This is a genomic window from Flavobacterium sp. U410, from assembly GCF_053570605.1.
This window is the reverse complement of sequence record NZ_JBSEFI010000014.1, coordinates 37,623-52,525: the sequence shown is the minus strand read 5'-3', so window position 1 is coordinate 52,525 and position 14,903 is coordinate 37,623. Positions and strand designations below refer to the sequence as shown.

Below are 14,903 nucleotides of genomic sequence, written 5' to 3'. Positions count from 1 at the left end.
ATAAAAAAAAAGCAATTAATTGATATATATGAAAGCTTACTTTACATTTTTATCAATAATTATCCTTTCATCACTTTTATTATATAGTTGTGCATCACTGAATCCTAAACTAAAAGACCAAATTGTATTAGAAGTAAACAAACAGCAACCTACTTTTAAAATCTATTTAATTGGTGATGTTGGAGAACCTGATAATGGAAATGCTCCGGATGCACTTAATGCCTTGGAAAAAGAAATTAAAAAGGCGAACACTTCAGATTTATTGCTATTCTTGGGAGATAATGTTTACCCAAAAGGTATTCCCAAAATAGATTGCCCAGAAAAAAAGGATGCTGTATTTGCATTATCATTACAAATCAACGTAGCAAAAAAATTTCCTGGTCGTGTAATCTTTATTCCAGGAAATCACGATTGGTATAGTGGTTTTTCAGGATTATACCAACAAGAATTATTAGTTGAAGAAGCATTAGGCACTAACACTTTTTTACCTGAAAATGGTTGTGCAATTAAAAAAGTAAACATTAATGATGAAACCATTTTATTAGTTGTTGATTCACAATGGTATATTACTAATTGGGACAAACACCCAACCATAAACGATAATTGCGAAATAAAAACACGTACAGATTTTTTTGACGAATTTAGAAGCGAAATAAAAAAAGCAAGAGGAAAAACAGTAGTAGTTGCCATTCATCATCCTATGTTTACCAATGGATCTCATGGTGGACAATATAGTTTAAAAAACCATCTTAATCCATTCCCAATTTTAGGGTCTCTTAAAAACCTTTTTAGAAATACCACTGGTGTTTCTAATGCAGACTTATCAAACAAGTTTTACAACGAATTAAAACAAAATTTAGTAACGGCATCACAACAAAACGATAATGTAATTTTTGTTTCTGGACATGATCATAATTTACAATATCTTGTTGAAGACAATATTCCGCAAATCATTAGTGGTTCAGGTTCTAAAAATACGGCTACACGGTTAGTAAAAGGAGGTAAATTTGCATACCCTAAAAGTGGATTTGCTGTTTTGAATTTTTTTAAAGATGGTTCTTCAGAAGTTAATTTTATTGCAGCAGAAAACAATCAAATAGTTTTTAATGAACAAGTTTTTCCTTCTGATTTTGAAAAATCTACAATAAAATATCCTAAAATAATTCAAGATTCAGTCAAAGAGTCTATTTATACAAATAAAGAAACCTCTAAAAATGCCTTTTTTAAATTTTTATGGGGAGAAAGATATAGAAAATACTATAGTATTCCTGTAAATGCTAAAGTAGCTTATTTAGACACTCTTATGGGTGGTTTAACTCCTATACGTAAAGGTGGTGGCACACAATCCAAAACGCTGCATTTACAAACAAAAGAAGGAAAAAGATTTGTAATGAGAGCTTTAAAAAAGAATGCCACTCAATATATTCAAGCTTCAGCTTTTAAAGACCAATATGTTGAAGGTTATTTTGAGAACACAGCTTCAGAATCACTGGTGAAAGATGTGTTTACTGGCTCATATCCTTACGCACCTTTTGTTGTGGCATCGTTGTCTAGTAGTTTGAATATTCCATATTTGAATTCGCACCTATATTATATTCCCAAACAAGATAATTTGGAAAAATACAATCAAGAATATGGTAATGAACTATACGTGTTTGAAGAATATGCATCTGAAGGAAATACTCAATTGACTAATGGAAATTTTACGGGAAACATTATAAACACCAAAGATGTTATTGAAAAAATTCATGAAGACGATACAAAAGTTATAGACGAACAAGCATACATTAAAGCTCGATTGTTTGATATGTTAATTGGTGATTGGGATAGACATTACGACCAATGGCTTTGGATAGAATATCAAGAAAATAACAAAACAGTATATAGACCATTGCCAAGAGATAGAGATCAAGCTTTTTCTAAAATGTCTGATGGTTTTATGTTAGGTACTTCAATTCACCTAATTCCTGCTTCCAAATTATTACGAAAATATGCAGCTGATTTAAAAGATGTAAAAGGATTTAATATAGAACCTTATCCTTTAGATATCGCATTTATATCACAATCCAATAAGGATATTTGGGATAAACAAGTTGCAGAAATACAAAATGATTTAACCAATGAAGTAATAGACAAAGCTTTTAATACTGTTCCAAAAGAAGTACAAGATGAATCTATTGAAACCATTAAACATCTATTAAAAGGCAGAAAAACCAATTTACAAACCATAGCCGATTCATATTATAAGCTAATAAATAAATATGCCGTTATTGTCGCAACCAATAAAAAAGATTCTATAAAAATAAATGGATTAGAAAATGGAAATGTAGAAGTTTCAATGTATCAATGGAAAGAAAATTCAAATATAGATTATTTTAATAATAGAACTTACAACCCAAAACTTACAAAGGAAATATGGATTTATGGGTTAGATGATGATGACATTTTTAATATAACAGATGAAATAAAAAAAATAAAAATTAGAATTATTGGTGGTCAAAATGAAGATGAATACATTGTTGAAAACGGTAAAAATATAGTAATATATGATTACAAATCCAAGCCAAATACACTAAAAGAAATACATAATGCTACGATTAAACTACAAGATAAATATAGCACCAATGTTTACGATTATAAGAAACTTAAAAATAATTTCAATCAAATAATTCCGACCATTGGTACAAATCCAGATGATGGCATTAAAATTGGAATCAATAACACCTATACAACTTATGGTTTCGAAAGAAATCCATTTACTAGCCAGCATAAAATCAACACGGCTTTTTATTTTGCTACTAATGGCTATGAAATTAAATATCAAGGTGAATTTGCTAATATTATTGGCAATTTAAACTTAAAAATTAATTCAATTTTTCAAAGTCCTAACTACACCTTAAACTTTTTTGGTTTTGGTAATGAAACTGAAAATTTAGAAAATGCTTTTGGACTTGACTACAATCGAGTAAGAGTTCGCGAATTTCAACTTAATCCTTCATTGGTTTATAGAGCTTATGGTGGTAGTCAATTTAGTTTTGGTTTAGGATATGAGTCAATTGAAGTAGAAAATACTCAAAACAGATATGTAGAAAACAGTTCTCAATTGCCAAGCTATATTTTTAAGACTAATCAATTTGGAAGCATAAATACCAAATTTGAATTTGAAAATTATGATAATAAGGCATACCCTACTATAGGTTTTAAATCAAGTGTTGATATTGGTTATAAAATGAATTTGGACCAAAGCAACAGAGGTTATACTTATCTAATTCCCGAATTAAGTATTACTCATAAATTAGTATCATCAGGAAAACTTGTATTGGCTAGTAGAATAAAAAGTCAAGTTAATTTAGGTAATAATTTCGAATTTTATCAAGCAGCTTCTATTGGTGGCACTAATGGGTTAAGAGGGTTTAGAAATCAACGATTTACGGGTAACAGTTATGTTTTCCAAAATACTGACTTAAGATATAGTTTTGATAAAATAAAAACCAAATTAATACCAATCCGTTTTGGTTTATTTGGTGGGTTTGATTATGGAAGAGTTTGGTTTGATAATGAAGATTCAAACAAATGGAATAACTCTTATGGTGGTGGTTTTTTCATGTCTGGAGTTGATGTTATAACAACAAACCTTGGAGTATATAATTCAATTGATGGAATACGTATAGCTTTTAGTCTAGGTTTTGGTTTTTAGATAATTAATAATAAATCAATTATGAAAAATTTTTTTTTAATCAAGTGGATTATTAGAAGAATTGATGCTTTCTGGAGTAATATTTTCTATTAGATTCTACTGTAAATTTAAACATAAAACTACTTATCCTAAATTGAATATAAAAACAACCAAATTATTATCCGATCTCAACGAGCAACTAAATTTTATCGAATTAGAAATTGATAATCAGATAACTCGTTGCGAAAGTTCCATTGAAATTATTTTAAAAGTATTGATTAATTTGAAAAACTTAATTTCAAAATTCAAATTCAAATCTGAAACTGAAGAAATCCAATTTTTTAAAGAAATAAAGCCTCAATTCTCTTCTAAACTTATATACAACAATATGATTTATAAGATTGAAATGAAAAGACCAAATGGTGGAAATAGAATATTAAAAAAATATTATAACAATGAGCTTTTAAAGTTAAAAGCTTTCTTTGACAACGAACTTGAATTTTATCAATATTACCGTTCAGGAAGTACTTATTTAGATTATAAATACTTTTTAAGAGGTAAATTCGATATTAAAATGGCATTAGATAGTTATTACTTTGAAACCGATAAAACTTTTTCAACCTCTCATGACTTCAAAGTAGCTAGAATATTAGCTAACGATTTAATCCAATTGTATTTAGAAAATCAAATTATTATGATTAACAATAAAGACTCTTGTGAAAAATCACAACGCAAACCGAACATAAAAATGACTTGGACAAGCTCAAAAGTTTCATTAATTGAATTAATGTATGCTTTACATACGCAAGGTGTTTTCAATAATGGTGCCGCTGATTTAAAAGATATTGCTGAATATTTTGAACATGTTTTTGAAATTGATTTAGGGCAATACCGTCGTGCATTCCTTGAAATTAGAGCAAGAAAGAATGAAAACACAAAATTCATTACAACATTAAATGAAGCATTATTGAAAAGAATGGAAAGTTCAGATGAGGTTATTTAAATAAAAATCGTTCACAACATGAACCCCGTTGTGAAATAAAACAAACCAAACTTCACAAATTTGTTCCATAACAATCTAAAATATACGTTATGGCTGTCGAAGTTATTACCCGCGAAGACTTAAACGAATTCCGAAGTCTTCTTTTGAAAGATTTAAAAGAAATCATTCAATCCAAACCGCAACAAACAAAACAGTGGCTCAAATCCAATGAAGTCCGTAAACTGTTAAACATCTCTCCCGGAACACTCCAAAACCTCCGCATCAACGGAACACTTTCCTATACCAAAATTGGAGGTATTATGTATTACAATAATGCTGATATAGAAAAATTACTACACGGTAATATGGTAAATTCTTTGCCTACTCTCTTCAAGTAATGTGATTACGAGGAACGAAGCACCCAAGCGGAGCGAATTGTCCGAAGGAAATCTTTCCTAATCACTTTTCACTTTTCACTAATTACTAGTAAAATGAACTACATCAAACACCTTACAGGATTCTTCATTCGCATAGCAGCTGAAGAAACCATATATCCCACACATATAAGTCTCTATCTCGCTTTATTTCAAAGTTGGAACATCAATCGTTTTAAAAATCCAATTGCCATTTCTCGTGATGAAATGATGAAAGCAAGCCGAATAGCTTCAAAAGCAACCTATCATAAATGCATTAAAGAACTGCAAAGTTTAGGCTTTATAGACTACATACCATCCTATAATCCCTATTCAGGTTCAGAAGTGATTTTACACGATTTGTCAGATAGAAAAAGTGTTTTTAAAACACAAACCAGTTCAATTATTGACCAAACCCAACCAATAAATAACCAAGTTAATAGTAAGGGTACTGAACAAGTCAATGAACCCAATATATATAATAAGAAGAAAACATTTAAAAACAATAAAAACATATCTATAGATACCAATTCCAAAATTTTAAATGATGAAAAGTTTTTAGAGACCGAAGAAAAAGAGAAAAAAAGTTCCGCGAAAAAAAGAGAAATAGAAAATCCATCAATCGAAAAAGTCAAAGACTATTTCAAACAAGAAGAATTCTCAGAATTTGAAGCTGAACGATTTTACAATTATTACACCAGTAACGGTTGGCTTATTGGCGGAAAAACTAAAATGATAGATTGGCATGCAGCAGCTCGTAATTGGATATTAAACACAGCCAAATTCACAATCAATCTTCCACAAAATCCACAAGTAAAAGAACAACCACGAGCGAAACAATTACAAGTTACTGAAGATAAAAATTATGCTGAACCACTTTAATAATCGACCTAAGAGTTCGCAATCGAGTGTCAATTATTTGAAGAATTGGTAAAAATGAAAAGCTGTTTGAGGCTTTAGCCGAGTTCTTTTCATTTCCAATTCAAAAATTAAATTGACCGATGAGAACTCAAGTCTTGACCTTTTGTTTCTTTTGGGTCAAGCCAAAAGAAAAAGTAAAACAAATACATTCAGCAAAATATTTATTTATGAGATTAATAAGAATACTATGAGCTCTCAATACAACTACCCAGAAATCCTAACATGGTTAGAACAAAAAGCAAAACAAGATTATGGTTTAAATTTCCATTTCGTTGAAGAAGATTTGTCAAACATAACAAAACTAGTTGCTTATTTCTTGAAGGATGAAATAACTGCAAATCAATTCGGATTGGACTTGTCAAAAGGAATTCTACTTTCTGGACCAGTTGGTTCCGGTAAGACAACCTTGATGACCATAATGAAATACATTACCCAAAAAGAAAATAAATTCTACATGCGAACCTGCCGAGATATAAGTTTTGAATTCATTAAAGAAGGTTACGAAATAATTCACAAGTACAGTCGCGGTAGCTATTCCCAAACCGATTGCAAAAATTATTGTTTTGACGATTTAGGTGTAGAAAGTAATTTAAAATACTATGGTAACGAATGTAATGTTATGGCAGAAATTATTCTATCGCGATATGACCTGTTCGTTTCAAAAAAAGTCATAACACATATCACTACCAATCTATCCGCTTCAGAAATTGAAACCATTTACGGCAACCGAGTACGTTCAAGATTAAGAGCCATGCTCAACCTCATCGCTTTTGATAAATCCACACTAGACAAACGCTAACCAAACATTTCACCTATGAGAAAAATAAATATATTCTGGAATTGGTTCCAGGACAATAACCAAACTATTAAGAACCTAAAAAACGAAACTGTTAACAATCAAAAACAAATCTGTTATTGGTTAGCAAAACAACTGAGCTATTACTCCAAAGATTTAGATTTTATGATAGTTTTTCCAAAAAAAGAAAACCAAAAAGCAGAATTAATCATTACAGCAAATGGTAACCCGGATTACTTCAATCAAGTAGAAGAATTAATTAATAATGCACCAGAATTAAAACATTGGAAATTTACGGCATTCATACAACCAACTGCCAATATTGACGAAATCATAAAAGGTTTAGACGAACCTTACGTTTTTCAAGAAATAACAATCAAAACCAGCGAAATCAAATTCCTTCCATTAAACTACGATTCCAAAATCAAAAAGCTAGACATAATCATTTACTTAAAAAACTACACCATCAACTGCAATACAAAAACTTGGCAGCAAATAATCTACATCATCCTTCAAGATGTATTGGGAGAAAAAGCATTGTATCAAAACATAAACTTTGTCCAATTAGCACAACTATCAAATGCTACTGAAAAATTAATCGAATTGTATGAATTACAGTTTTATATTGATACGATTAACAAAAGTGATGTTTCATAGTCAAATAATCAGGTTTATCCTGATATACCAGCTATAAAAACAAATCATATCGCATATCGCAATATGGAATATAAAAACGTAAAATGTTGTTTTTCAAAAAATAAATAAGTAATATTGCATATCGCAATATGAAATATATGCAACAATCTAAAAACAATTTGAAGCCACAAGACATTGTAATTTTACTAAAAATCATTGCATTAGGAAATAAACAATGGTTTCATCATACTATTGCTCAAGAACTTGGAATTAGTCAATCGGAAGTAAGTCAATCTCTAAATCGTTCCAAATATGCAGGATTGATTGATGAAACAAGAAAAAAAGTAAACAAATTGGCGTTTACAGAGTTTTTACTTCATGGTGTTTCTTACGCTTTCCCACAACAACCAGGTGCTATTGTAAGAGGGGTTTTAACAGCACATGCTGCAGAACCTTTAAATCAAATAATTAGATCAAATGATAAATACGTTTGGCCTTATGCCAAGGGTTTGGAAAGAGGGCAAGCGATTGAACCATTATATAACACAGTGGTAGAAGCAACATTAAGCGATAAAAAATTATATGAATTACTAACAATGGTAGATGCTATAAGGGTAGGAAGAATTCGAGAAAAAGAAATAGCAAAAAAAGAACTTGAAAAACGAATTCTGAATGCATAACAAAATTATAAATCTTGATTTAGTAGCTCAGGTAGCTCATGGGTTACAAGAGTTAAAAGATAAAATGGTGTTCATTGGTGGTGCGGTCATCAGTTTATATACAGATGATCCAGCTGCTGAAGAAATCCGCCCAACTTCTGATATTGATATGACAATCAATTTGGCAAATTATGCAGAATGGGCACAAATGCAAGAAAGATTAGCTGAATTAGGATTTTATCCAGATCCCGAAGGACATGCAATATCTTCATACAAATACAAAGATATTGCAATTGATATTATGCCTGCAGAAGATAGCGGTATAGGTGTTTCAAACAAATGGTATAAACCGGGTTTTGATTACCTCCAACAAACACAATTAGAAGATGGAACAAGTATTAATATTTTACCATCACCCTATTTTCTAGCAACTAAGTTTGAAGCTTTTAAAGACAGAGGACAAAATGATTTTTATGGAAGTCATGATTATGAAGATATAATTTATCTATTAGATAACAGAACTACAATAGTAGAAGAAATCTTAGCTGCGGAGGAAAATGTTTGTCAATATATTAAAGATGAATTAACCACAATTAAAAATCATCCACAAGCTGATGAAATTCTGGCAATGCACATCCATCCATTAATTCGTGAAGAAAGATTCAAAATGTTGATGGAGAAGGTTGAAATAATAACAAAACAAATAAACAAAGAGGAAGAACCATTAATTTATAAAGAAAACAATAATGGTTTTAGCAATATTGAGATTAAAAGTCTAAAAGAAGCAATTAAGTATTATAGAGCAAGAGAAGGAAAATTTTCAGGAGAAGACCCATTATTAAAAATAATTAAAAAATTCAATACAGAGATTTTAAGACTGGATGACTTCTCAAAAGATGAAATTAAATTATTATTAGAAGTAATAAATGAGAATATTGATTTTATGAATAACTATAATGGTTATAATCATTTGTCACTAGAACATTCAATAAATCTTAAAAATCAGATATTAGAACCTTTAACTAGGTTAAGAAAAAGATTAATATCTTATGATTTTATGAGTTAACAACATTATGAATCTACCACAATAAAATTATTCATTAGAAAGAAAGCTATATAAACAAGTAAATATTTAAATTTAATTAAAAACTTAATTATTTTTGATAATAATTTGCGATAAATCAAATTAAAATGATTGTACAAAACACCATAGAAGAAACTTTAGCTGCAATTGATAAAGAGATACTTAACGGAGAAAATCACGATAAAAGAGAGTTCGTAAGAAAAATTCTTAACTATCCTGCAATGATGGTACCTTCTGTACAAGAGTCTATAATTAAAGCAATGATTAAATTTTTACCTGAAAATCGTTCTTTAATTGATCCTTTCATGGGAGCAGCAAATAGTCTTGTTGCCGGGATGAAATATGGATTCAATGTATATGGACAAGATATAAACCCTCTATCGTTATTGATAAGCCAAGTTAAAACAACTGATTACAACATCCAAGAGTTAAATGATGCACTTACTAGAATAAAACTATTTGTCAAAAATGATAATGGTATTGCCGTTGATATTAATTTCAATAACATAACAAAGTGGTTCAAGCTTGAAGTTCAACAAGAATTATCAAAATTAAGAAGAGCAATTTTATCTGAACAAGATTTATACATTAGAAAGTTTTATTGGGTAGCTTTAGCTGAAGTAATTAGAAATTGTAGTAACGATAGAACTTCTACATTCAAAATGCATATCAGAACAACTGAAGATATTCAAAACAGAAAAGTTTTTCCAATAACAACTTTTCTAAATTTATCTAAAAAAAGTATTGCTGATATTGAAGATTTTAGAAATTCACTTGAAAAGGAAAATCTTTTAGAGAATGGTAAATACATCAAGACTTCAGAAGTAAAATGGGGAAACTCTATGCAAAAAGTTTTATCTGATGAAAAGTTTCAATTGCTTCTTACTTCGCCACCATATGGTGATAATCACACTACAGTAACCTATGGGCAGTTTTCATATTTACCTTTACAATGGATTCCTGTAAATGAAATTGATGAAACAATAACTTTAGATTATTTAAAGGTAATTAATGAAATTGATTCTAATAGTTTAGGTGGTAAAAATTTAGTTTCATCTAAAGAGTTAGAAGATAGATTATTTCCTAAATCTAAAACATTAAAAGAGTATTTTAATGTTTTAAACACGGATGAAAGAAATAAGGCTAAAAAAGTGCTAAACTTCATTAACGATTTAGATATTACAATTGATAATGTACTTGAAAAAATGGATATCAATTCCTACCATGTTTGGACAATTGGTAACAGAAATGTAAATAATAAAGAAGTTAAAAACGATAAAATTTTAACGGAATTATTAAAAAGTAAAGGTTTATTTCTTGTTACTGATTTAACTAGAGATATTCTTAGTAAAAGAATGCCTGGTAGAAATAATTTCTCAGACACAATGAATAAAGAAAAAATTTTAATATTCAATAAACCATTTTAATGGGAAATAGTAAAGAAAAGAATAAAGAAGAAATTAAATATCATTTTGATATAACTCCTCATATCGTCAAACAACTTGGTGAGCAATTAGTTTCTGACGAGATAACTGCATTATTAGAAATTATAAAAAATTCTTATGATGCTGATGCTAGCTATGTCGCTATTGAAATAAATACAACAGGTGAGTACACAAAGGAAAACTTAATTTATCCAAATCATAAAGGTTTTATTGTTGTTGAAGATGATGGTTATGGTATGGATGAAGAAACTATTTTAAAATCATGGTTGACTATTTCATATTCAAAGAAGCGAGGCATTGATAATGTTAAAAAAAAATCACCTCAAGGTAGAACTCCTCTTGGAGAAAAAGGATTAGGTAGATTAAGCACTCAAAGGCTTGCTAATATTTGTGAAATTTTTACAAATACGAATAAAAACAATACAGGTACACATATTGCTTTCGATTGGAGAAATTTCGATAAAGTAGACAGATTAAGTGAGGTTGTTATTGAAAAAAAGGATTATTTCACAAATAAACAAGGAACAAAATTAATATTAACCGATATTAATCAACCTCAAGTTTGGCAAGGTCAAAATTTAGAAATTTTTAAAGGGAAATTAGCTCAAATAATTTCACCATTTGAACAAAATAGACCTTTTGAAATATACATTTCAGTAAATGGTCAAAATATTGATTTAATTGGCTTTCAAAATGATTTGCAAGATTTAGCATTATCAAAATTTGAATTTTATTTTGATGGAACCGATTTAACTATTAAGGGTTGTACTAAACTTGAAAAATTTATTGGTAATAAAAGAGAAGACTTTTTAAACTATCTCAAAAATGATAAAGGAAATAAATTTTTTAATTTTTTAAAGGGTAATAAAAAATATAGCTACATTAATAAATCTGATAACAAAAACTTTTATTTAGAATTTAATAAAAAATATTCGTCTTACAATGATATTCCAAATCTAGAAATAATTAATGGGGAAAAAGCGAATCCTGGAAAATTTAATGGATTGATTCATGAATTTACTTATGATAATTGGCTATCAAATGATGAAAAAATAATTGACACTTTTGGAAAACTTTCAAATTATAGAGAGATTGCTCAAGCACAAGCAGGTATAAAAATATTTAGAAATGGTTTCGCTGTAATTCCATTTGGTATTGATAAAGATGATTGGTTAAGGCTTGGAGATTCACAGACTACAGGAGGATCATATTATCCATTACGCCCTGTTAATGTAATTGGATATTTTGCTATAGATGAAGGCGAAAATATAAATTTAAAAGACCAAACAGATAGAAAAGGATTTATTTCAAATGAATATTCGAGGAATTTTTTCTTATTAGCCTTTTTTATTCGTGATGAAATCAACAGATATCAAGAATCAATAAGAAGAGCATACAATGATTATTTATTACAATACAAAACTCAAAATAATGGTATAAAAACTGTAAGCCAAGCTTTTAATCAATTAAATGAGACCAAGAAAAAATCTGATGATTTAAAAAAAGAATTTGATAGCAGTAAAGAAACAGTTGAAAAAGTTATACCAAGACTACAACAAACTTCCAAAGCAATCGAAGGCAATCCACTTTTTAGTACTGAACTAGAAAAGAAAACAGCAAAAGAAGTTAACGATTTACTGGAAGAATTATTAAGAATCCAATCCACTTTAAATAAGCTTGAAGAAGTAATTAAAAGAACAGAGAAATTAGATGAAGTAATTAACATACTTGAACCCAAAATACAAATCTTGGAAGAACAATTAGAAAATTTTTCTGAGCTTGCTAGTCTTGGTTTGACAACAGAATCAGTTAGTCATGAATTTGCATCAATAGCTGATAGGTTAGCAGAAAAATCTGCGTTCTATTCTAACAAACTTCAAAGTAAAAAACTTTCCGATTCCGATATTTATGTTTTAATGGAGTACATTAATTCAACAGTAAACGGTTTGAAAATTCAACTCAAGCATCTTGATCCTGCTTTAAAATATAATAAAGAAAAAAAGAGTAGTCTTTCTTTAAAAAACCTATTTCAAGAGGAAAAAGAATACTATTCAAATAGATTCAACAAAAATGGTATTGAATTTCTTATAAACTCTATTGATGATTTTCATATAAAAATAAATAAAGGAAAATTTATTCAAATAGTAGATAATCTTTTGAATAACTCTGAATTTTGGTTGTTAGAAAAAAAACTAAGCGATTCTAATTTTAAACCAGAAATTGAAATTAAAATTGAAAAACCTTGGATTTATATTTCAGATAATGGTTATGGGATAACTCCAGCTATTGAAAATCAAATTTTTGAGCCATTTGTTACTACAAAACCTAAAGGAAAAGGGCGTGGCCTAGGATTATTTATTGTACAACAACTTCTTGATTCTTCGGGCTGTACAATTACTCTTGAACCTGAAAAAAACGATTTAAATAGAAAATACATATTTGCTATTAACCTATCAAATATTATTGAATAAATATGGATAATAAAATCACTATCACAACATCAGGTAATATTTACGATGTTATTCCAAAAGAAGTTACAATAATAAATAACGATAAAATAGTAGCACAAGCAACATCTGCTATAAATAATTTTTTAAAATCACTTGACATAAAAAAAATTATTTATGTAGATGACAAATGTTCAATAAATGAATTGTTTGATGACTTTATTGGTAAAACTATTAACCTTAAAAATACCAAGCCAGATATTGATTTTCTAAATCATCTTTGGAATTTACCTGAAGTAGTCTTTAAAGCAAAAATATTAGAATTATGGGAATCAAAAGATGAAGAAGAAAGAAGACAACTTTATGTTAGTCTATTGGGTTTTGATGAAGACAGAGAGGACTTGGAAAATTCACTAGCACCATTAAGTCTGAAGAAACATTTAAAGGCTAAAATTGAATTGTTTTCTCCAAACGAATGGGTTGAACAAAAAAATGAAATTTTCAATAGTATTGGCGAAGGCTCTAAATTATTAATATTATTTGACATTGATTTTGGTAAGTCACCCTTACAAGACGGGAGAAATGGCTTAGATTTAGCTAGAGAAATTATGGTTGATGATGAGATAAATAATTTTATCTACTGTGGCATTTTTTCACATCTTTTTAATGTGAATCAGGAATATGAGAAAAGAAATGAGTATTGTGGATCACATGGATTCAAAAAAACACAGTTTTATACAATATCTAAGAAAAGATTTTTAAATGACACACATTTACCTGCATTAGCTGAAGGCATTAGAAATGCTTTATTAATTGATAAAATAGAAGATTTAAAGAAAAAAACATTTGAAATATTAAAAAAATCATTTAATGACTCTCTATTAGAAATTAATTCGCTTTCTCCTGAGTCTTTTAATCATGCGATTCAAAAATCTTCTAAGCAAGAAGGCGTTTGGGAAGTCGATACATTATATAGACTTGCTAATATTATTACAAAGAATAGAGCTTTAAATGCTTTTTCTTCAAAAAAAACTAGAGAAAACGTATATAGTACAATAAGTAAAATTAGAGAAATTGAAAATATTACCACAGGTGGTGATACTCCAATTGACAAAGCACCAATTAAAGACCTAAGAGATAAAGAATTATTCAGCCACGGAAGTATTATTAATACAATTCATTATCCAATTTCCAATGGTGATATTTTTAAAATTAAAAACAAAGAATATATACTTTTAACACAACCATGTAATCTAGCATTAAGAAAAGATGGTTTAAGAGCTAGAAACTACAATACGGGGTTTTTAGTTGAATTAATAAATGTTAGTAAAGATTTTTATTTAAATATGAGTTTTGCTCAAAGAGCAGTTTGTGAGAGAATTGAAGATAAAAATGGAGTTATTGAAAATATTAAATTAGCACAATTTTCGACATTTAAAATAATTGACCTTCATATCCTTGATTTATGTGTTTTTAATGGTGATGGTGTTTGCCGAATAAAAATTTCTGAAAAAGAACCAAGTTCAATAATTATATCTGAATCTTGGATTAAGAGATATAAAAAAATTCATAAATTATTCGAAAAATTTTCTAGTAACATTGACGTTTATAAAAAACTTAAAACCGCAAATAAAACGGAACTTACCGATTTAATATTCAAATCAGGTACATTTAAAGATTTTGAATTAGACAATAAAAATTGCTACAACAGTAGAACAAAAGTTTTAGAATTCAATATTAGCAGATTAACCAATTATAAATCTCCATATTCAGACGATTTATTACAAAAATTCATGCAATATTTATCAAGAAATGCTTTTGAACATGATTTTACTTCATAATTT

Annotated in this window: 11 protein-coding genes; all 11 read left to right on the top strand. The window is 28.7% G+C overall.

The window, feature by feature from the left end; translation table 11 throughout:
- Nucleotides 1-28 precede the first annotated feature (28 nt).
- The 11 genes from ACUSJC_RS10410 (at nucleotide 29) to ACUSJC_RS10360 (ending at nucleotide 14,900) form a co-directional block, all read left to right on the top strand.
- Nucleotides 29-3,697 (top strand): metallophosphoesterase, encoded by a 3,669-nt coding sequence (locus ACUSJC_RS10410; protein ID WP_449269512.1) that lies wholly within the window; start codon nucleotides 29-31, stop codon nucleotides 3,695-3,697.
- A gap of 133 nt (nucleotides 3,698-3,830) precedes the next feature.
- Nucleotides 3,831-4,679: an RteC domain-containing protein gene (locus ACUSJC_RS10405; protein WP_449269511.1), complete on the top strand. Its 849-nt coding sequence runs from the start codon at nucleotides 3,831-3,833 to the stop codon at nucleotides 4,677-4,679.
- Nucleotides 4,680-4,768: 89 nt separating this feature from the next.
- Complete coding sequence (locus tag ACUSJC_RS10400; protein ID WP_449269510.1) at nucleotides 4,769-5,056, top strand: helix-turn-helix domain-containing protein; 288 nt, start codon at nucleotides 4,769-4,771, stop codon at nucleotides 5,054-5,056.
- Between the two features lie 93 nt (nucleotides 5,057-5,149).
- Nucleotides 5,150-5,953 (top strand): transcriptional regulator, encoded by an 804-nt coding sequence (locus tag ACUSJC_RS10395; RefSeq protein ID WP_449269509.1) that lies wholly within the window; start codon nucleotides 5,150-5,152, stop codon nucleotides 5,951-5,953.
- Nucleotides 5,954-6,179: 226 nt separating this feature from the next.
- A complete protein-coding gene (locus ACUSJC_RS10390) occupies nucleotides 6,180-6,791 on the top strand; it encodes an AAA family ATPase (protein WP_449269508.1) in 612 nt (203 codons plus the stop codon).
- A gap of 15 nt (nucleotides 6,792-6,806) precedes the next feature.
- Nucleotides 6,807-7,445 (top strand): hypothetical protein, encoded by a 639-nt coding sequence (locus ACUSJC_RS10385; protein WP_449269507.1) that lies wholly within the window; start codon nucleotides 6,807-6,809, stop codon nucleotides 7,443-7,445.
- Between the two features lie 137 nt (nucleotides 7,446-7,582).
- A complete protein-coding gene (locus ACUSJC_RS10380; protein ID WP_449269506.1) occupies nucleotides 7,583-8,104 on the top strand; it encodes a hypothetical protein in 522 nt (173 codons plus the stop codon).
- Nucleotides 8,097-9,149 carry a nucleotidyl transferase AbiEii/AbiGii toxin family protein gene (locus ACUSJC_RS10375; RefSeq protein ID WP_449269505.1) on the top strand — a complete coding sequence of 351 codons (1,053 nt, stop codon included), beginning with the start codon at nucleotides 8,097-8,099 and terminating at the stop codon, nucleotides 9,147-9,149. Before ACUSJC_RS10380 ends, ACUSJC_RS10375 begins: the two co-directional genes overlap by 8 nt.
- A gap of 125 nt (nucleotides 9,150-9,274) precedes the next feature.
- Complete coding sequence (locus tag ACUSJC_RS10370) at nucleotides 9,275-10,594, top strand: hypothetical protein (protein WP_449269504.1); 1,320 nt, start codon at nucleotides 9,275-9,277, stop codon at nucleotides 10,592-10,594.
- Nucleotides 10,594-13,083, top strand: coding sequence for an ATP-binding protein (locus tag ACUSJC_RS10365; RefSeq protein ID WP_449269503.1), 2,490 nt, complete (start codon nucleotides 10,594-10,596; stop codon nucleotides 13,081-13,083). The genes ACUSJC_RS10370 and ACUSJC_RS10365 overlap by 1 nt, the downstream gene beginning before the upstream one ends.
- Before the next feature lie 2 nt (nucleotides 13,084-13,085).
- Nucleotides 13,086-14,900, top strand: a complete 1,815-nt coding sequence (locus ACUSJC_RS10360; protein WP_449269502.1) for a hypothetical protein — start codon at nucleotides 13,086-13,088, stop codon at nucleotides 14,898-14,900.
- The last annotated feature ends 3 nt before the right edge of the window (nucleotides 14,901-14,903 follow it).